General features: G+C 50.1%; 13 protein-coding genes. 11 read left to right on the top strand and 2 right to left on the bottom strand.

The window, feature by feature from the left end:
- The first annotated feature begins 409 nt into the window (after positions 1 to 409).
- The 4 genes from AC2215_RS11430 (at position 410) to pruA (ending at position 7,313) form a co-directional block, all read left to right on the top strand.
- Complete coding sequence (locus tag AC2215_RS11430; RefSeq protein ID WP_486810120.1) at positions 410 to 2,890, top strand: GUN4 domain-containing protein; 2,481 nt, start codon at positions 410 to 412, stop codon at positions 2,888 to 2,890.
- Between the two features lie 193 nt (positions 2,891 to 3,083).
- Entirely contained in the window at positions 3,084 to 3,503 is a 420-nt protein-coding gene (locus AC2215_RS11425; protein WP_486810119.1) for a XisH family protein, read from the top strand.
- On the top strand, positions 3,491 to 3,823 hold the full coding sequence (locus AC2215_RS11420; protein ID WP_486810118.1) for an element excision factor XisI family protein: 333 nt from the start codon (positions 3,491 to 3,493) through the stop codon (positions 3,821 to 3,823). The genes AC2215_RS11425 and AC2215_RS11420 overlap by 13 nt, the downstream gene beginning before the upstream one ends.
- Before the next feature lie 505 nt (positions 3,824 to 4,328).
- Positions 4,329 to 7,313: an L-glutamate gamma-semialdehyde dehydrogenase gene (gene pruA, locus AC2215_RS11415; protein WP_486810117.1), complete on the top strand. Its 2,985-nt coding sequence runs from the start codon at positions 4,329 to 4,331 to the stop codon at positions 7,311 to 7,313.
- Positions 7,314 to 7,395: 82 nt separating this feature from the next.
- On the opposite strand, the gene AC2215_RS11410 is transcribed toward pruA, so the two are convergent.
- On the bottom strand, positions 7,396 to 8,733 hold the full coding sequence (locus tag AC2215_RS11410) for a calcium-binding protein (RefSeq protein WP_486810116.1): 1,338 nt from the start codon (positions 8,731 to 8,733) through the stop codon (positions 7,396 to 7,398).
- A 970-nt stretch (positions 8,734 to 9,703) separates the two neighbouring features.
- Here AC2215_RS11410 and AC2215_RS11405 point away from each other — a divergent pair.
- From AC2215_RS11405 to AC2215_RS11375, 7 genes are all read left to right on the top strand, one after another.
- Complete coding sequence (locus AC2215_RS11405; protein WP_486810115.1) at positions 9,704 to 11,515, top strand: SpoIIE family protein phosphatase; 1,812 nt, start codon at positions 9,704 to 9,706, stop codon at positions 11,513 to 11,515.
- A gap of 156 nt (positions 11,516 to 11,671) precedes the next feature.
- The gene (locus AC2215_RS11400) at positions 11,672 to 12,289 is read left to right on the top strand and encodes a TetR/AcrR family transcriptional regulator (RefSeq protein ID WP_486810114.1); all 618 of its coding nucleotides are present in this window, start codon (positions 11,672 to 11,674) and stop codon (positions 12,287 to 12,289) included.
- 96 nt (positions 12,290 to 12,385) lie between these two features.
- A complete protein-coding gene (locus AC2215_RS11395) occupies positions 12,386 to 13,774 on the top strand; it encodes an ABC exporter membrane fusion protein (RefSeq protein WP_486810113.1) in 1,389 nt (462 codons plus the stop codon).
- A gap of 86 nt (positions 13,775 to 13,860) precedes the next feature.
- On the top strand, positions 13,861 to 14,199 hold the full coding sequence (locus AC2215_RS11390; RefSeq protein WP_486810112.1) for a DUF2834 domain-containing protein: 339 nt from the start codon (positions 13,861 to 13,863) through the stop codon (positions 14,197 to 14,199).
- A 30-nt stretch (positions 14,200 to 14,229) separates the two neighbouring features.
- Positions 14,230 to 15,396, top strand: coding sequence for an ABC transporter permease DevC (gene devC, locus AC2215_RS11385; RefSeq protein WP_486810111.1), 1,167 nt, complete (start codon positions 14,230 to 14,232; stop codon positions 15,394 to 15,396).
- A gap of 334 nt (positions 15,397 to 15,730) precedes the next feature.
- A complete protein-coding gene (locus AC2215_RS11380) occupies positions 15,731 to 16,453 on the top strand; it encodes a DevA family ABC transporter ATP-binding protein (protein WP_486810110.1) in 723 nt (240 codons plus the stop codon).
- Between the two features lie 252 nt (positions 16,454 to 16,705).
- Positions 16,706 to 18,874: a PQQ-dependent sugar dehydrogenase gene (locus AC2215_RS11375; RefSeq protein ID WP_486810109.1), complete on the top strand. Its 2,169-nt coding sequence runs from the start codon at positions 16,706 to 16,708 to the stop codon at positions 18,872 to 18,874.
- A gap of 244 nt (positions 18,875 to 19,118) precedes the next feature.
- Here AC2215_RS11375 and AC2215_RS11370 read toward each other — a convergent pair whose 3' ends face one another.
- On the bottom strand, positions 19,119 to 21,431 hold the full coding sequence (locus tag AC2215_RS11370; RefSeq protein ID WP_486810108.1) for a carotenoid oxygenase family protein: 2,313 nt from the start codon (positions 21,429 to 21,431) through the stop codon (positions 19,119 to 19,121).
- Between the last annotated feature and the right edge of the window lie 201 nt (positions 21,432 to 21,632).

Here is a 21,632-nt window from a genome sequence, read left to right as displayed (position 1 = left end):
GAGCTGGGGGAGAAAGACCCCGAAGAAAATGCAGGAGTGTCCTTGTCCTAACTGGAGTGGCGACGGCTATAACATCCAGCGGCTGTTCGGTTTCCAGGTAACGAGGAGGTCGATGTCGCGATCGGGTCAGAAATCGTCACGCACGATCGAATCGAAGCAAGCGAGTTCGACTATTGAGCAACGCGGACAGAAATCGTACAACGTGGAGGCGATTTCGTCTTTGCCAAATTGTCGGAAAGGGGTGAGATTGAAAAGAGGCCGATCGTTCGCGTTTGACTTTTGTTTTTTGGATGTTTTCAGGGGCGATCGCGCTCTCGATTCTCAAACAATTCTAAACGATCGAACTGCTCTCGATCGCAGTTGCTAAAATACGGTCAAATTGCCGCATACTCAACGGGAAACGACACCGATGCCCGAAAACGAGAATCTCAAAAGCGAAAATTCCACAACCGAAAACGCCGAGAACGAGAATGCCGAAACCAAAAACCCCGAAAACGAACCATCCAATTCAGAACCTTCTCAATCCGAATCTTCCTCCAACTCATCTCCTACCCCTTCTTTTGAACCGCAACGCAAAGTTGCACGTCAGTATCTTTCGGGTACGGCACAAGCTTTAATTCAATGGATGCCCCTTGGTGGTAGTGGCAGCTTATTAATTTCCTTTTTGCGAGAGCAAGAGTGGCTGATGGCGCTATTCATGTTTCCCGTTACCATCGTCACGGTTTTCTGGGGGAAATATACCGATGGTTTTTTGAACCAATTGGGAGAAGTGGCAGCGAAACGGGGTAAAGAGGATGTGGATGCGTTAGTGGGGTGGAAGGAGAACCTCGATGAAGCGATTCGCTGGCAACTGGCGGGAACGGAAGGGAAATACTTGCAATGCCAGGGAAATGCTTGCCGAGATTACGCCACGGAAGGCTTGACGAGTACCTTTAAACCCCTGCTAAAAGATGTTTTCGTGCCGTTGGAGTTGAGCGGTGATTTTTTTCGGAATGTGGATGGGGAAACATTACCCATGCCGCCAGGGTTGAAACGGGATAAGCAACTTGTCGAACGACTAGCGAGTGGGGAGGGGTTGCGAATTTGGAATCTCCTCGAACGGGGGAAGCGAAATTCCGCGTATCGTTCCTTGGCAATTCTGGCTTGGGGAGGATATGGGAAAACGACGCTATTGCGCCATATCACCTATTTGTATACTCAAAAACGCCAACCCCGGCAGATTGCATCCGCGCCGAAGTTGCTCCCGGTTTTGCTCTATTTGCGGCGGTGGCAAGAGACGATCGCCAAAACGAAAAAGCTGGATTTGCCAACCCTCATCGAAAAGCATCATATTCCCAATTTATCCGGGGGAAAAGACCTGAAGTTACCACCCAACTGGGCAAAACAGCAACTGCGCCAGGGCAAAATGCTGGTGATGTTCGATGGGTTCGATGAAGTGCGAGAAGCGTGGCAAAAGCCGATGAGTCGGTGGATTGCCCAGCAGATGGAAGCTTATCCCCAATCCTTTTTCACCCTCACCTCTCGTCCGGGAGGATACAAGAACTACGCTGCAGAACATAAGCCGAATTCTGTTTTTGTCAAACCTTTTAACGACGACCAGCAAGAACGATTTGTTCGGTGTTGGTATTTGTGTCGGGAACGTCACTACAGCGCCGAACCGAAGCATCCGAGGGTGAAGCAACTGGCAACCCAAAAAGCGGCAAGTCTGATGACGCAAATTCGGGAACGGGGAGAACTTCACGACTTGGCAAAAAATCCATTATTGCTGAGTACGATCGTCAATTTACACAGCTACGCCCCCAGCGACCCTGTCGATCCATCCCGCGCGATTCAGCTCCCCCAACGACGTGCCGAACTCTATCGAGAAATTTTTAGATTACAGTTGGGCGATCGTCCCCTGGTTAAACAAATCAATTTACTTTTATCGGCAGAAGATAGCCAAAAGATTTTGCAACAGTTAGCGCTGGCGATGGTGCAGGAAAATCAGCCAAATATTGAAAGAAAACCGTTGCTGGCACAATTGAAAAGTTCTCTGAGTGCGTTGAATGAGTCTGTCGAACCCAAAAAGTTTCTCCAGCAAATCGAACAAGTGAGCGAGTTGTTAGTGAAGCGAGATGTTCGGTATGAATTCGCGCATCTCAGTTTTCAGGGATATTTAGCGGCGCGAGAAATTCAGGAACTCAAGCAAGAAAGTTTGCTGCTGGAACACTGGCAAAAACCGTGGTGGAAAGAAACGATTTTGCTCTACGCCGCCCAAGTTTCGACTCATCAACTCACTCATCTAGTTCGACAGTTATGCGGTGTGGGAACTCGCGAGGCGGTGGCTTTGGCATACGACTGTTTGAAGGAATCGCCTCGAAAGGTGAGTCCGGAAGTTGCTCAAGAATTAGAGGAGTTAGCGTCGAGAGTGCGATATTTACGCTCTGCGCAGTTAGAAGATTATCTCAAACAAGGAGAATGGCAAAAAGCGGATGAAGAAACTGCTCGTTTGATGTTGCAAACGGCAGGAAAAGAGGAAGGACAGTGGTTGAATATTGAAGACATCGAGAATTTTCTCTGCGAAGACCTCCGCACCCTGAACGAACTTTGGATAAAGTACTCGAACGGGCATTTCGGCTTTTCCGTCCAAAAAGAAATTTGGATCGAGTGCGGGGGAAAGCCAGGGCTGTATGATGACTATAAGAGTTATGTCAGGTTTGCCGATCTTGTGGGTTGGCGCAGGAAAGGAGACTGGTTGTACTACAACGACTATAACTTTACGATCGCATCAAATAGAGGACACCTGCCCTCATACCACATCAATCCTTTGGTGGTGTGGGATTATTCTGGGTCTTTTGATTCGTCTTCGGTTCGTCTTCTGGGGTATCTTCTCTCGCGTCCAGACTTGTGAAGTATAGCATATAAAGCTTACAGAATTTTTTGAAGATTTAATATAATATAAGCATTCAGCTACTAGCTGTCAGCCATCAGCAAGTCTTAGTTATTTAAGCTTACCTAAAAAGTGAATGCTTAGATGTCTCATACTCAATATTTATAATAGGAAATAGTTCGATCGAACCGTCAGTCTAAATCCTCGATAAGATATGCCAGCTAAAGATATCTTTCATGATGCCGTTCGGGTTGGTTTAGAGAAACAAAACTGGGTTATTACTCAAGACCCTTTGCATCTCAAGCTCAGTCCCAAAGTAGAAATGTACATCGACTTAGCCGCAGAAAAACTACTGTCAGCCCAGAAGGAAGGTCAAAAAATTGCCGTTGAGGTCAAAAGCTTCCTCGGTCTATCCGCGATTTCTGAGTTTCATACTGCAATCGGTCAGTTTCTGAACTATCGCGTCGCCTTAAATAAATTAGAACCCGAGAGAATTTTATACCTAGCCATTCCCACAGACATCTACAATCAATTCTTTTCCGACTCTTTTATTCAAGAAGTTGTTCGAGAATATCACATAAAACTGATTGTCTTCGATTCCCAGAGAGAGGAAATTGCATTATGGAAAGATTAAACTACGCTGAAATCATCCAGCAAATTCTCAAGAAACATCAAAGCCATCGCGCCATTAACGATCGCTCTGAAGCTCAAGCAATTTGCGATACCACCAACCACCATTACTTACTCGTTTATGTCGGCTGGGAGGATGAAACTCCCCTTTACGGTTGCTCCATTCACGTGGATATTAAAGATGGAAAATTTTGGATTCACCAAGATTTTACCGAAGATGGAATTGCCTCGGAATTGCTCAAATTTGGCGTTCCAAAATCCGATATCGTCTTGGCATTTCGATCGCCATTTATGCGACAGTTCACTGGGTTTGCAACGGCATAAAATTCCAAATATTTGATTTTTGAACGAAAAGTAAATATGGCTACGCACTTAGATGTACCTTATCACGACCCAAAACCCTTGTAAACTCGTTCTCTAAATCTCCAAAATTCCCTCGATTTGGGGATTGATTTTGGCTTCGAGACGGAATTTTGGTAACAATAGCTACGAAATAGCAAACCCCGGTCGGTGTTCGCACTTGTTGCATTTTGTTTTTTGTACTAAAAATAAGTATGGCTACGCCTATAATTTAAACTCTACCACAGCCTGAAACCCCTGTAAACTCGTGCAAAAATCCCCCGAATTTGCCCCAATGTTGAGTCAGATTTCGGCTTCAAAACGGAATTTTAGTAACAATCGCTACAAAATATAACCCTCGTCGGTTTTCGTGCTTCTTGCGATCGATGCATCGGTTCTCCCAGCGCAACAGTGGCAACCCACTCAAATAGATCGACTACAATGAGGAGTTCGACTCTTTAACCCTAGTCACATTCGGAGTGTATCGATCGTGGTCGCACAGGCCCCTAAAACCTGCCCTTACGAGGCAAAAACCCAAGAAATTGCCCGAGAACTGCTCGCGGCAACCCAATCCAAAGGTTCGTTCCTTGCCCAAATGCGCGATCGGATGCAATGGGACGACAAGCTGCTCGACTGGGCGATGAGCAATCCCGGTCTGCGGGTGCAACTGTTTCGCTTCATCGACTGTTTGCCCGCCCTGCGCAGCAAAGCAGAAGTTGCCCGCCACCTCCAGGAATACCTCACCGCCGAGGAAGTAGAACTACCCGACCCCCTGAAAAAACTGATCGGATTTAGCGGGGGGAACTCCGCCACCGGACAACTGGCTGCCACCACCGTCTCGACCGGTGTCGAAACCCTGGCGCACAAATATATTTCTGGGGAAAGCATCGCACAAGTCATCAAAACCATCGAACGCCTGCGCAAAGATAAAATGGCGTTCACCATCGACTTGCTCGGGGAAGCGGTGATTACCGAATCCGAAGCCCAATCTTACCTCGATCGCTATCTGGAGTTGATGAGTACCCTGTCGCAACAGTCCCAGAAGTGGCAGACGGTAGCGCAAATTGACGAAGCGGACGGCAAGCCTCTCCCCAAAGTGCAAGTCTCCGTCAAGCTCACGGCATTCTACTCCCAATTCGATGCCCTCGATCCCCAGGGCAGCCAAGCGCGAGTGAGCGATCGCATCCGGACGGTGTTGCGCCACGCCAAGGAAGTCGGGTCTGCCATCCATTTCGATATGGAACAGTACGAGTACAAAGACCTGACTCTGGCAATCCTCAAAGAAATTTTAACGGAAGACGAGTTTCGCGATCGCACCGATATCGGCGTTACCCTGCAAGGCTATTTGCGCGATAGCTACGACGATTTGCAAAATTTAATCGCCTGGGCGAAAGACCGGGGAAATCCCATCACCGTCAGGCTGGTGAAAGGGGCGTACTGGGACCAAGAAACGATTAACTCCCTGCAAAATGATTGGCAGCAGCCGGTATTTAACGATAAAGAAGCCACCGATGCCAACTTCGAGCGGATGACGCAGCTTCTCTTGGAAAATCACGAGTACTTATACGCTGCCATTGGTTCCCACAACGTCCGTTCCCAAGCCCGCGCGATCGCCATTGCCGAAACCCTGAATATTCCCCAACGCGGCTTCGAGATGCAAGTCTTGTACGGCATGGGGGATAAACTCGCAACCGTTCTGGCAAAGCGAGGTCATCGGGTTCGCCTCTACTGCCCCTACGGCGAACTGCTACCGGGGATGGGCTATCTCATTCGCCGCCTGCTGGAAAATACCGCCAACAGTTCCTTCCTGCGTCAAAGTATGGAGGAACGCCCGGTGGAAGAACTCCTCGCAGCCCCTTCCCTAGATGCGGATAAAGGCGCGGCGCGGGATGCAACCGAAAAATCCGTCTTCCCCAACGCTGCCGACACCGATTACGCCGATGCCCAACTGCGCGAAACCGCCCAGCAAACCCTAAAACAAGTCCAGGGAGAATTAGGAAAAACCTATTTACCCTTCATCGACGGCGAGTACGTTTCTACCACACAAACTGTCAATTCTGTCAATCCCTCCAATCCCGAAGAAGTTATCGGCACTTTGGGGTTAATCGACATCGAACTAGCCGATCGCGCCATTCAAGCGGCAAAAACCGCATTATCGAGTTGGCGGCGGACTCCGGCCTCAGAACGATCGGCAATTCTGCGCAAGGCAGCCGAGATTATGGAACGGCGGCGGAACGAACTGGTGGCATGGATGCTGCTGGAAGTGGGCAAACCGATGCGGGAGTGCGATGGGGAAGTCTCCGAAGCGATCGACTTTTGCCGCTATTACGCCGACGAAATGGAACGCCTCGCCGGAGAAGGCAACTACGATCTCGCCGGGGAAAACAACCGCTACCACTACCAACCGCGCGGCATTACCTTGGTAATTTCTCCCTGGAATTTCCCCTTTGCCATTCCCACGGGGATGACGGTGGCTTCTTTGGTGGCTGGGAATCCGACCCTGATCAAACCCGCCGCCGTCTCCAGCGTCATTGCGGCCAAACTCGCGGAAATTCTCATTGAAGCGGGGATTCCCAAAGGGGTCTTTCAATTCGTTCCCGGCAAAGGGTCTACCGTTGGAACCCATATGGTGAAGCATCCGGATATCAATACGATCGTCTTTACCGGTTCCCAGGAAGTGGGATGCCAGATTTTCCGGGATGCGGCCATTCTCCAACCGGGACAGAAACACCTGAAGCGGGTGATTGCCGAGATGGGGGGCAAAAATGGCGTCATCGTCGATGAGAGTGCGGATTTAGACCAGGCTGTTGCTGGCGTGGTGCAGTCGGCATTTAGCTATAGCGGGCAAAAATGTTCTGCCTGTTCGCGGGCGATCGTCATTGAATCGGTATACGATACCTTTGTGGAGCGTTTGGTAGAAGCGGTGCGATCGCTCAACGTGGGGGATGCCGCCAAACCCAGCACCCAAGTGGGACCGGTGATCGATGCCACCGCCCAGCAACGCATTCGGGAGTATATCGCCAAAGGGAAGGCAGAGTCTACGGTGGCGATCGAAATGCCGTCGCCAGAACCGGGTTACTTTGTCGGACCGGTGGTGTTTACCGATGTGAAGCCCGATGACACCATCGCCCAGGAGGAAATCTTCGGGCCGGTGTTGGCGGTGATTAAAGTAAAAGATTTCGATGAAGCCTTAGAGGTTGCCAACGGCACCAACTACGCCCTAACGGGGGGATTGTATTCCCGGACTCCCTCCCATATCGATCGGGCGATGGACGAGTTTGAAGTGGGCAACCTTTATATCAACCGAGGGATTACCGGGGCGATCGTCTCCCGCCAACCCTTCGGCGGATTTAAGTTATCCGGTGTCGGTTCCAAAGCCGGCGGTCCGGATTACGTGTTGCAGTTCCTCGAACCCCGGACGATAACGGAGAACATCCAGCGTCAGGGTTTTGCACCGATTGAAGGTACGGAATAAGTTCTGTAAGGGTGGGGAATTTCCCCACCTTTTTCTTGTTGTTTGGACAGTCAAACGATATGTGGACGTTTGAAAACCCAACTTAATCGAGATCGATAATGGGAAATTCCGCCGTATCGCTAGCGGTAGGGTCGATCGCAAATAATGCCGTTCCACCGGCAACGAAGGACTCGGCAAGAGGACGCAATCCCAAACCCAGGGCGATCGAGAGAGAAGCGTCATTGTCAGTATTGTCGTTCTCATCATCTACCAAGTTCAGCGCCACAATTCCCATATCGCCGATGATGCTGAAGGAAACCGTCGAACCAAAATTCCCATTAAACTCGGCGCTGGGCAGCTCTTCGAGGTCACTGGTCAAAACGTTCTCGGGCAAAATGAAGAGGGTGGCTTCTTTTTGCGTGCTTTCCTCGAGATCGAAACTAATCTCGACGCTATCTCCGGTGACGGGGGTAAAATAGGCGAGACGCTCGAACCCGATCGGGGCATCATCTGGCAACCGCAAGGTGACAAGTTCCAGTCGCGTTGCCGTTTTCTCTAAAGTGAGAGTTCCGTTGGTAATTTGCACGCTCTCGGATTCTCCGACCCAGCCGGTGTTATTGACAGGGGTAATTCGATCGGAAGTGTTGCTACCCCAACCACCTACGGGTTCGATGCTAACCCCGGAGGGACCATCCTCGGAGGCAGTGCCAGCAACAATCGGGGTGAAAATGTCTGTGGGGGCTTCTGTTAAGTCTACGCCCAAAATCACCGCAACGGGGGCGTTGGTGAGGTTGTCGGTGACGATCGTATTGGTTCCGTCGAAGCTGAAGGTAACATCAGCTTCGGTTAAACCGCTAAAGGCAAGGGTATCTCCCTGGGCTTCATTAAAATCGGTGATGGTATTGTTGCTGTTGTTACGCTCGATGGTAAAGACATCAGCACCGCCACCGCCCACGAGTACGTCAAGTCCAGCACCGCCGATTAAGCTATCGTTCCCGTCTCCTCCTTCGAGGGTATCGCTCCCAAGATCGCCGAGCAAAGTATCGTTTCCGGCATCGCCAAACAACCGATCTTCATTTTGACCGCCGAACATCAAGTCATTGCCATCGCCACCGCGAACGATGTCGTTGCCGATATTCCCGAAAAGCGCGTCATCTCCTTCTCCCCCCTCGACGGTATCGTTATCTCGTCCGGCAGCGATCGTATCGGCTCCACCATTGCCGAAAAACCGATCGTTTCCCGCATTGCCGAAGTAGGCGCGGGAACCATCGTCATCCACAGCTAAATCGTTGCCGCCAAATAGAATAATCGAATCGACACCGGGAGAACCGGCAAAGAGTCCCAACTGTTCTAGCGGCAGTTGATTGAAGACGATCGCATCATCGTTGAGGGTTCCATAACCTATATCTTGTTCGCTTCCCGTCATAATATTAACTAACACGATATAATTCCTCCCGAAAATCTAAGTTATAGTGTTTTGAATTTTATTTTTTGCTGATTTTTTTTGATTCAATTAATTGAATCTCAAATGCTGAATGCGTGCCTTTTTAATTCTATGTAGCGGCACGAGGAATCACTTCGCGATATGTAACGCGAAGCAAAATGGTTTTTGAAGAAAATAGGTCAGCATTTTTTGGCTCGGGGTTCTGTTGACTGAGCCAGATATCGATCGTCTTTAGCCTGCGAGTCAGTTTAAATTTACACTTTAAACTCGTCCGGCTTATTTAGGTCAAAGATTCAAAGACAGCAGCCAATCGTCTAATCCACACCCTGCTCTTTCCCCAAGGTGAGCATCAGATCGACACGACCAAGATTTCATTTCCAAATTTCAATGCTACAGTTTCCCGATCGGGATAGATTTGGCTCTCCAGTCATGTTCGAGCTGAATCCTGAGATTACAATTCGTATCGGCTCAAGAGTCAAAAAAACTGTCAAGCGATCTCGATCGGTTTCACTTTTGAGAACCGAAAATTGAGGTTTAGAGCGAATTGATAGTTAATTAAATTTTAACGCCACCCAACAAAAACGAACTGAGAAGTATAAATTTCGCACTCATGCTCGCTCCCGAACCCTTGAAAATTTATCATTCAACATTTCTGAATTTCCCCCCACCGATTCCCTATTTCCTCTCTCCTATCGCAGTTTTCGTACTGGTGAGGTTTTTCTCGATGCACACCCCATCAGCTTTTTGTCAAACTTCCCGCACCTGAATCCTGACGTTTGAGCTGGCTTTCATTGCGTAAAAATATTTCGATCGTTGCAATGTCATCCCAAATTCATCCATCCATCTTCCCTTTTTGAGAATCGATCGCCTCTATGCGTTGAGAAAAAAGCACTAACCTCTAATTGAGAATGGCTCCTAACAGTATGTTACGATCGAAAAATAATCCGATCGTAAGGGCCCGACTGGAGTGAAACCATACCTCCCCGTTTGGCTGAGTCTAACTGCGGGATTAACCCTATCGGGCTTAGCAAGTTTTTTCGTGTGGCAGTGGGAATTAAAACGAGTTGAAGAGCAATTTCCCCAACGTGCCAATAGTCTGGTGGTTGCCTTGCAACAAACGATCGACGAGTCTTTGCAAGTGACGCGAGCAACGGGACGGCTGTTTGAAGTGGTTCCAGAGGTGACTCCGACGAAATTTGAGAAATTTGTCAGCGCCTTTCTCCCCCGGCATCCGAGTATTTTCGAGCTGGGGTGGGTGGCACCGGTTCCAGGGGCTTCTGGGGAAGAAATTGCGCCCGAGGGATTTTCGAGAACCTACGCCGTGCCCGAAAATTCCCCATCGCTCGATCTCCTCACCCATCCCATCCACCAACGGGCGATCGAAAAAGCCAGTATCTACAACATCGCCGTCGCCACTCCCCCGATTTGGAAAGATGGGGATTACACCTTCACCCTCTACGACCCCATCCACCGCTCCAATAACGCGATCGACCCCAAGGATACTTCGTTTGAAGGGATTGTCTACGGAACCTATCAGCTTCGGGAACTCCTCGAAGGTAGCTTGGGAGCCCTCAATATCGAGTCGCTCAATTTCTACCTTTACGGAATGCCCGTAGACCAACTCGACTCTTCTTTACTCAAGCAAACGGACGCAGCCGCTAAAAAACTTCTGGTGTTCTACAACGCCCAAGAACGGCAACTTCTAAAAGATCGGTCTCGAGTGCCGCCGATTTCCTCGGGAATCCGTGCCAGCCGCCACGTGCGCTACTGCCCCTTCAGTCGCGACGGCAGCACTTGCATTCGCACCCTCAACGTCGCCGATCGAGAATGGTCGCTGCTAATCTTACCCCACTCGAACCTGAAGGCGATCGCCTGGCGGGTGGGGACGACGTTTGCCATCGGCATTCTTTCGACCACCCTCGTCACCAACTACATCCACGCCGCCGTCCGCCGAACGTTAGAAACCGAAGCCCTCAACCGCCATCTGCGCACTGAAGTCAACGTCGCCCGCAAGCTGCAAAGAATGCTTCTGCCGACGGAGGTGGAATTGCAGCAAATTGGCGGCTTGGAAATCGCCACCTATATGGAACCGGCAGACGAAGTGGGGGGCGATTACTACGATGTACTCGTCGGTCGCAATTTCGTCAAAATTGGCATCGGCGATGTGGCCGGACATGGCTTGGAAAGCGGGGTGTTGGCGATTATGATGCAAACGGCCGTGCGTACCCTATTGGAGAATGACGAAACCGATCCCACCCGGTTTTTGGATGCCATCAATCGCACCATCTATCAAAACGTGCGGCGAATGCAATGCGACAAAGATGCAACCTTGTGTTTGCTCGACTATCGCGATGGGATTCTGCAACTGAGCGGACAGCACGAACAAGTCCTCATCGTCCGGGCCGAGGGCATCGAACGCATCGACACGATCGATTTGGGGTTTCCCATCGGTCTGGATACGGATATCGCCGAGTTTATCGATCGCAAACGCATCCAACTCCAAATCGGCGATGTGGTGGTTCTCTACACCGATGGCATTACCGAAGCGGAAAATCAACAGGGTCAACTCTACGGTATCGAGCGTCTGTGCCAGGTTATCGACAAGTGCCGTCACGGGAGAACGGGGGAACTGGTCACGGCGATTGTTGAGGATGTGCGCCAACACATCGGCGCGCAAAAAGTCTACGACGATATTACCTTACTCGCCTTCAAACGCCTTCGAGAGCCGGAGTTTCCACCCTCGGTGACTCCGCCGGTTACTAGAAGTCCTGATGGCTGACGACTGAATGGGACGGGACTCTTGGCGCTTTACACCGAGGGATTTCCATATTATTATTAATGTATAACAACCGTTCGATATAAATTGTTTTCAACACCCAACCACTTAGTTTTTCTAGGTCTGTAGCGGTTTTACTATATCGAACGTTCGATATTCATGTTGTCACGGATGCCGAAAATCGTCGATCGCGAAGCCTACCGAGAAGAACTCCTGCGCCAATGCTTCGATCTATTTGCCGAACGGGGCTACGGTTCCATCACCATGCGGCAGATTGCCACGGGGTTGGGAGTTTCCACCGGGACGCTGTACCACTACTTCCCCAGCAAAGAGAGTATTTTCGAGCAGTTGATGGAATACCTCAGCGCCTACGATACGTCCGAGTTCGGTTTGCTCGCCGAATTGAAAAGTCCGAGTCCGCCCACCGTGAGTGCAAAAATCGAAACCCTAATCGAGTTTTGCGCCCAACACGAAGACTACATCCGCAAAGAATTTCTGATTCTGATGGACTACCTCCAGCAGCAAGAGAAGAACAAACCCGAGTACAATCCTCTGTTTCAGAAAATCGTTCGCCGGTACGAAGACGCATTTATGAAGTACTTAGGGTTGGAAAACATCGATCCCGCCCTCCCCGCGTTTGTCCTTGCCTGGCTCGATGGCTTGATATTTCGGCGGTTGATGACCGGAGAGTGCGTCTCCCTCGCCGCCCAGGGCAAATTTCTCGGTCAACTGCTCGAAACTTATATTCGATCGAATTCGGTGGAGGTGGGGAGATGAGGAGAGGGGGAGAGAGGGAGTGTAAATTTTTAATTTTTAATTCTCTTCCCCCACACCCTACCGCCCACAGCCAATTAGCCATTAACCATTGTCGTGATGCTAGAAGTCCTATCCAAACCCACTCCTCGCTGGATTGCCGTCCTCGTCGTTGCTGCCACCGTCGTCTCCGGGGCAACGGTTTTCTACAGCATCTCTGAATTTAGCGGTATCGGGCAAACTCAAGAAGTCCCCGAAGCTGCCCCCCTCGAGCGAAAAATCTCGGCATTGGGACGACTCGAACCGGTTGGGGAAGCTATTAATCTGGCCGCCTCGGTGATGTTGCGCGACGATCGAGTTGCCGAACTCCTCATCGAAGAAGGGGATTTTGTCGCAGCCGGACAGATCGTTGCCATCCTCGATTCCGCCCAACGCCTGCAAGCCCAACTCGACGAAGCCGAAGAAGAGGTTAGGGTTGCCCAGGCGCAACTCGCCCAAGTGGAAGCCGGGGCAAAAACCGGGGAAATTAACGCGCAAGTGGCCCAAATCGATCGGATCGCCGCCCAGTGGGAGGGAGACGAAGCGGCGCAGAAAGCTAAGATCGGTCGCATCGAGGCGCAATGGGAGGGAGAACGAATCGCCGCCGAAGCGCAAATCGATCGCATCGAGGCGCAATGGGAGGGAGAACGCACCGCCCAAGAAGCCACCATCGATCGCATCCGTGCAGAACTCAAAAACGCCGATGCCGAGTACGATCGCCATCAACAGTTGTATCGGGATGGGGCAATTTCGCGATCGCTGTTCGATAGCAAGCAGTTAGATTTCGCAACTCGCCGCCAGGAACTCGCCGAAGCCCAAGCCAACCTCAACCGCATCAATCGCACTGCCTCCGAACAGCTTGCCGAGGCCCAAGCCAACCTCAACCGCATTAACCGCACCACCTCCGAACAGCTTGCCGAAGCGGAAGTCACCCTCAACCGCATCAACCGTACCGGCATCGAACAAGTCAACGAAGCCGAAGCCACCCTCAACCGGATTGCCGAAGTCCGTCCGGTTGACGTGCAACTTGCCCAAACCCAGGTGAATCGGGCGATGGCGGCGGCGGATCGGGTGCGATCGGATTTGGAGTTAGCCTATGTCAAAGCCCCCACTTCCGGGCAAATTTTAAAAATTCACACCTATCCCGGCGAACAACTGGGGGAAAACGGGGTGGTGGAGTTGGGGCAAACTTCTCAAATGGTGGCGATCGCGGAAGTGTATCAAACGGATATCGAACAGGTGCGCGTCGGACAACCGGCAACCGTTACCTCCCAGGCTTTTTCGGGGAAACTTCAAGGTGACGTGAGTCAAATTGGCTTGCAGGTGGAACGGCAGGATGTGTTTAGCGATATGCCGGGGGAAAACCTCGATCGACGAGTCGTGGAGGTAAAAATTCGCCTGAGTCCTGAAGATAGCGAGCGGGTTTCGGGACTGACGAATTTACAAGTTCAAGTGGCGATCGAACCGTGAGGAGATTTTAGATTTTGGATTTCTGGCAGGTTTCCAGATTGGGTCTCCTCAATCGATAACCCAGTGGGAGAAAAAATGAAGAGGTGATGATGATGCGAGTGACGTATTTTGTTTTGTGTGCGATCGGGCTAATTTTTCCCTATTCTCAGTTCGTTCCTTTTTTATGGGATAACGGTTTGGATATACCGCTATTTTTTGAGGAATTTTTTGCCAATCGAATTTCCGCCTTTTTCGGCTGGGATGTTATCGTTTCGTCCTTGGTTTTCTTTGCGTTTGTTTTCTGGGAAGGTTCGCGACTACAGATGAAGAATCTGTGGGTTTATATTGCGGGCAACTTTTTAGTGGGTGTTTCCTTTGGGCTGCCATTATTTCTCTTGATACGGCAGCAGCATTTAATGGAAATCCCTGAGACGATTGAGAATTGAGAGTCAAACGAAGAAAATCGGGGTAGAGTTATGGTTTTTAAGCGCTTTCGGAAAACACCGCTAGCCTGGTTGCAGGTGACGCGAGAAAAAACGCGCCTGGCGGTGGCACTGGCGGGGATTGCCTTTGCCGATATTCTGATGTTCGTTCAGTTTGGATTTAAAGATGCCCTGTTTGAGGCTTCAGTTCGACCTCATTCCACCTTTGAAGCCGATTTAGTGGTACTCAATTCTCAATTTGAAACCTTTTTCTCCAGCAAAAGTTTTTCCAGAGAACGATTGTATCAAGTCCGCGGATTTGAGGGGGTTGAATCCGTTAGCTATTTATATGCGGGAACCGCCGATTGGATGAATCCCGAAACTCGGATCGCTCGTCCCATTCTCGTCTTTGGAACCGACCCGGCTAATCCGGGATTCAATCTACCCGAAGTGGATGAAAATATCGATCGATTAAAAATGTTGAATCGGGTTTTATTCGATCGGGCAGGAAGACCGGAATATGGCATCGTTCCGATTTTTGAAGCAGAGGGAACGGTAGAAACGGAAGTAAACGATCGCCTGATTGAAGTTGTCGGGATGTTCAGTCTGGGGGCATCTTTTACCGCCGATGGGACGGCAATTGTCAGCGATTCTACGTTTTTACAGATATTTCCCGAGCGATCGGTCGATCGAATCGAAGTGGGTTTAGTCAAGGTTAAATCCAATGCAGATTTAGAACGAGTCAAATCAGGTTTAATAGAACAATTATCCGAGGGCGTGCGCGTTTTGACCGTCGAAGAATTTGCAAATCTTGAAAAAGCTTATTGGGCTAATAGTACGGCGATCGGCTTTATTTTTAGTTTAGGAGCAGCCGTCGGTTTTATCGTCGGCATCGTCATCGTCTATCAAATTTTATACACCGATGTGAGCGAACATTTACCCGAATATGCCACGCTAAAAGCTATGGGATATACCGATGGTTACTTAATTGAAGTTCTGATTCAAGAATCGTTGCTGTTAGCAGTCTTGGGTTTTATTCCCAGCTTCTTCATTGCCTCCGGACTGTATTCTTTAGCCAAAGGGGCAACCCTACTTCCAATTGCGATGACGGTCAATCGGGCGGTACTGGTTTCGATTTTAACCATTATTATGTGTACGGCTTCGGGAATCGTGGCGATGCGGAAATTACAAACTGCCGATCCCGCCGATATTTTTGGGTAATTGGGAACTATAGCAGTTCGGGCTGGTATCATTCCCAATTTTCTGTCATGGGGAATGGGGAATGGGGAATGGAAAATACCGATTTCTTCGATTTGTGTAAATAAACTGATGACGAAGCGCTATCAATCGAGCGCGCAACACATCTAACCCATCCAAACATCGATCGACCTTCCCACAAATCCAACTCATTCAAATCTCGATCGCTTATCCCATACACCCAGAAGGGCAAAGCATTGCGATTTTTCAGTTATCGGTAAATCCATTATTTATCGCTGCAATGCTTTGCCCCTACGAGCACACATCCTCAACCATAAATGAATCGATCGAAACCGTCATGAAAACGACTGAAATGGCCTCCGAAAATCCCACTTCCTCCAACCTCGAACCCGTCATCTCCGTGCGTCATCTCAACCATTATTTTGGGGAAGGGGCACTACGAAAGCAAGTATTATTCGAGATTAACCTCGATATTTATGCCGGGGAAATCGTTCTCATGGTCGGACCTTCAGGTTCCGGAAAAACAACGCTCTTGACGATGCTAGGTGGCTTGAGAACCCCCAGCGAGGGCAGTTTAAAAGTATTAGGAAACGAGCTTCAAGGGGCAAGTAAAGAGCGCTTAACCAAAACCCGGCGAAATATCGGCTACATTTTCCAAGCCCACAATTTGATGCGATTCCTCACCGCCAAACAAAACGTGCAAATGTCTCTGGAGCTGCACGACGATTTTTTAACGGGAGATTTGGGGGAGAAAGCCACAGAAATGTTAGACGCGGTGGGATTGTCCGATCGCATCGATTACTATCCCGATAACCTTTCCGGGGGGCAAAAACAACGAGTGGCGATCGCCCGCGCCCTCGCGGCCCACCCGCAAATCGTCCTCGCCGACGAACCCACTGCCGCCCTCGATAAAAAATCCGGTCGGGATGTGGTGGAAATTATGCAGCGTTTGGCAAAAGAACAGGGATGTACGATTTTGCTCGTCACCCACGACAGCCGCATTCTCGATATTGCCGATCGATTGGTGCATATGGAAGATGGCCGGTTGACGAATGCGTAATGACGCCATGTGCGACAAAATTATCCAAAACCCCCTCGCTCGGGGTAAAGGGGGACTTTTCGACTCGCTCGCCACATAGTTTTGTTTAAAGTTGCACACCGCACCGATCGGAAAGATGGAAGCATGTTGCTTGCGTAAAACTACGCATATTTTGATGAATTTTTCGTAAACAACTTCCGAATTGGCAACAAAAAGTAGAGAAATACTGAGAAGTTAGCAGATACTGTTGTCTTCTTCTCAGAGTATCTACTGATGAATCCGATTGCAGAAAATCCGATCGCCCAACCCGTTCGCCAATCCAGACTCTCCGTTGGCTTAGAAGAAGTCGCTCAAATTCCCGATAGCGGCAGTGGCAATAACGCCGCTGCCCAGTTGAACCTACTTGCCGACCCCGGTGACGGGAGGCTGTTCGTCAACGATACGCGGGGCAAACTCTACGTTATTGAGGATGGAACCGTCAGCGAATACATGGACCTCGCGGGGTGGGTGAGAGGTGATTTTCGCAGTGCCACCGGTCAGCAGGGCTTTACCTACTTTGCCTTTCACCCGGAGTTTGCTACCAACGGCATTTTCTACACCGTTCATAGCGAAAACAAGGGTTCCTCCGTTCCCGATTTTCCCGTCACCGAACCCATTCTCGACAATCAGGGAAATGTTATTGCCAGTTCCCACCACAGCGTCGTTCGCGAGTGGACGGCAGGCGATCCGACGGCCAACAGCTTTTCCGGGACGTTTCGGGAAATTCTGCGGGTGGAACAACCCTATGCCGACCACAACATGGGGCAACTGGCGTTCAACCCCAATGCCCAACTGGGGGATGCCGACTACGGCAAACTGTATCTTGCAGTCGCTGATGGCGGCAGTGATGGCTTCCCCGTCAGCAATACCGACCCCCTCGATAACGGCCAAGATTTGAGTACCCCCCTGGGGACGATTTTGCGCATCGATCCGGCCGGTAACAACAGCACCAACGGCGAGTACGGCATCCCTGCTGACAACCCCTTTGTCGGCGACGGCGACCCCAATACCCTGGGGGAAATCTGGACCTACGGTCTGCGCAACCCCCACCGCATCAGTTGGGATACGGGAGGTGAGGGCAAAATGCTGATTGCCGATATCGGTCAGGCGTTCATCGAAGAAGTGAATGTGGGGATTGCCGGGGCGAATTACGGTTGGGGGGAACGGGAAGGCACGTTCGTGGTGGATGAGAATAACGAAGGGGTGGTATTCGAGTTGCCCGCCAACGATGCTGATTTTGGCTTTACGTACCCCGTGGCGCAGTACGACCACGATCGCCCTGAAGATGCAACGGGCTTTTTTGGATTTGCGATCGCCGGTGGATTTGTATACCGAGGAACGGCGATTCCGCAACTGGTGGGTCACTACGTCTTTGCCGATTTTGCCAACGATTCTCGATTTTTCCACGTTCCCGTTGAAGATCTCGTTAACGGTTCCCAAGCCCAGATTCAGGAGTTGCGACTTTACGAAGAGAACGAGGAACAGTCGTTTTTGGAACTGATTGGGGATAATCGATCGGATGTCCGATTTGGGGTCGATGCAACGGGAGAAATCTACGTCACCTCCAAGCAAGATGGAACAGTTCGGCGACTGGTGGCATCCCCGGAAACCCCTGGGGATGATGTGCTGGTGGGAACCGATGAGGATAACTTCATTCGCGGTTTGGGGGGAAACGATTTAATTTTGGGGGGATTGGGAGACGACACCCTGCGGGGAGATTATGGCAGCGACGTTCTTAACGGCCACGGCGATCGCGATCTCCTCATCGGGGGCAAAGGAAACGACACCCTCAACGGCGGCGGCGATAACGACGATCTGCGGGGCAATGGCGGAAACGACCTGTTGTTCGGGGGATTGGGAGATGACACCCTGGATGGGAAAAACGGGAATGACGTACTCGACGGCCAAGGGGGAAGCGATCGCCTGTTGGGAGGCAGCGGAAACGATACCCTCGAAGGGGGCGGTAACAACGATATCCTCAAAGGTCAAGTGGGAAACGATTTGCTCGAAGGGGGGGACGGAAGCGATCGCCTCAGCGGCAATCGGGGAAATGACATCCTCATCGGTGTAGACCCAGACGATATCGCCCCCGGTATCGGTGAAATCGATACCCTCAATGGCGGCATCGATGCAGATATCTATCGCCTCGGCGACACCGACTCAGTTTACTACGATGACGGTCTGGCAGCGACTCCGGGCATCGACGACTACGCCCTGATTCTCCAGTTGCAACCGGGGGATACCATCGAACTCCACGGGGTTGAAAGCGATTATGCGTTGGGCGATGCACCCGTGGGACTGCCCTCGGGAACGGGGATTTTCCTCACCGATGGCGAACTGCTGGCGATCGTGCGCGGTAATGTTTCATTAGATCTGGGCGGTAGCGAGTTCCAATTCGTTTGAGAGGAAGGCAACTTTCAAAGTCCACTAGCCGTTACACTGGGGTGCGTTGCCCCAAGAATGGATAACCCCAGGTCATCGGCAATCAGCTCTACAGTACCATCATCGCGAACCACCCACCCCGTGGCTTCCACACTCCCGATTCAGTCATAGTATTTTGGGACAATTGTTCTAATGCAGCGAGCAATTCTTCCGGACAGCCATTCCGAAGTTTCCATTTAGAGATGAGAGTAATAATAGTGTTCTCCTAGCTTTCAAAGTGAGGGTAGATATCTTCTTCAAAAAGAGTTTCGATCGCCTCCGAACCCGTTCTGGCGACGGCATCTTTATAATCTTCCCGCACGCTGTAATCCGTTCTGGCCGGTGGGGTTTCTAGCTTGCTCAACCAAGTGGAATGAATCGTTATCCCAATATTGAGTTTGGGATGGCTGAGTCGGTAGCGCGGACCGGAACTTAAATCCCGAGCATCGAAAATCCACAGTTCGCATTTATCAGCGAGTGGATTATTCGAATGAACGACAACACAGGTAATGTAGCCATCTGTCTGATCTTCAGAACCCGAACGGGGGATAAATTGAGGCGAATTGCCAAAGTACCCTGGCGGGAACTCGTAAGCGTCGGGAACGCTCAGTTTAGGTGATGGCGAAGTGCGATCGATATGTAACCGAAGCAAGTTTGACGGTTTACCATTTTTGAAAATATCATCGAGCAGTTCTGAGACGGGAACAGTTCTTCTTGCGTAGTCATCGTACATATCGACAATGAACGTGCTGACGAGGTCTTGCCACGCGCCCCAGCAATTCCAGTAAATATCCGTGAATCGCGTGGGCTGAAAACCACGCCATGCGTATATCGCTAGAGACCAAAGATACGTTTTGGCTTCCTCAACGGGGAGTAGAGTATGTTCTGTGGTTCGGGCCTCAACATCGATTTGCCAACATCCCAATTGGTTGACATCCATCGGCGCGACAGTTGCGCCAGAACGTTCTTGAAGAGCTTGAGTCATTTCGGGTTCTTGGTAATAGGATTCATCAACTTTATGAATAAACTCAGCCGGATCGGACGCATTGCTATGGGCGACATAGAGCGAGATCTTCCCTTCGGGATTCTCGTAGTCGGCGAGAAAATGTGGGGTTTCCGGCTCGATGGTAATTTTTTTTGCCGTTACAGAGAAAGCTCCAGGCTGGAGGTTTTTGCGGGGAATGATATAGATATCGGTATAGTCGAATGCTTCATAGCTCAAATGCTCTCGGAGAAACTCAAGGAAGCTAGCTTGTCGCTGCTTTAGAATTCGCTCGAATTCGTTATGGTTTTCTGTTTCTCGCCAAAGAAGTTTTTGCACTTCGGCACTTTGTTGGATATCGAGATAGGGCAATAAATCTGATAGAGTCAGTTTGAATGCGGAGTCTGACAAAATGACATAATCTCGGGTTAATGCCATTTGGTGAGGGCTTTGCCGGATTTTGAGCGGACGCTCGTTCTCATCGAGAACTTGCCACTGCGTAACATCCGTCCCAGAACCGGTCCAATGAGTGAGATAGACGAAGTTTTCTCCATTGAGATCTGGAGTGATAAAAATATCTTCAAACAGCCAATCTAAGAAGGCGCAAAATTTGATACATTGAACCCATTTACGAATACCAAAGTCGAGTATTCTTCTTAAGAATGAGTTTTGGTTTTTCAGGTATCGCTTGGCAAATTTTATTGCCCAAAATGGTAGATAACGCGATTGGTCAATCAGGTTTCTCTGTGATTTTCCCACATTGACCGTGAACATTTCATCGGTATGGGTATCAAAGACAGGATGCGCAGTACTCAGAGCGAAAGGAAATGGCATTTTGAATATATCGAGTGCCTGGGTCATGGGTTTCCATTGTTTATTCCAGCCGATGGGTGCGATCGGATCTAACGTCCGAGGATCGATTTCGTAAGGACGACCTCCATCCCATGTCACCAAGAGTCGTTCGCTGCCATCAGAAAACTTCATCGGGAGAAAGGCTGTATTTAAGGAGTTCCGATTACCGACGTTTATTGATAAACGAGAGAGACCAAAATTATGGAACTTGAGGAACGGATATTGCTCAGGCCAATCTTTTTGATATCGAGGATTTGTCTCTAGAGCCAAATCGGCATAATAGTCGGGTGTTTTCACGATTCGACTCGCCATCCACGCCTTACCCACCTCAGTGCGATCGGCATCGGAATCGGTTTGAGGGGTTTGATGAAAGTCCAAACGGTAAATCATTCCATCGCCGTTAAACAAAGGCGTCCAACCATCTTGAGCGGGTTCGACGACGTAGGAGGAACCCTCGTATCGTGGAGAATCTTCCGTACCAACCGGACCAACAATAAAGACATGACCCTGCAAATCTTCAGGCAGCACACAGGTATTCTCCGTCATTCCCTCTTTAACGATTAACTCAAGAGGTTGATGGTCTGCGTCTTGTCCGTAAAACTCTTCTCGACTGGTATATAAAAGAGCTTTAGGCCATTGCGGTGATGTTGTGCTATCGCTGGGATCGGTGGTAGGTTCTGTTGTGTTAGCAGTGAATTCATTCACATTACATACTCCTAAATTTCAACACAATGTTTGTCATCGAGCGACTTCGCCCGAGAACGTTGAATGAGACCCTCGAGTGCAAAAAACTTGGAACGTCGAAGATCGGAGCCGATTGCGAATCTTTTCTAGGTTGCAATCGTACCTGGTATTTTGAAAACGATTAATATCAGTGCGAGCGCAGAAATGACCGGTCTTGACTTT

Source organism: Zarconia sp. (assembly GCF_057467645.1).
Note: the sequence above shows the minus strand (reverse complement) of the source record. Positions and strands in the feature narration are given on the sequence as shown.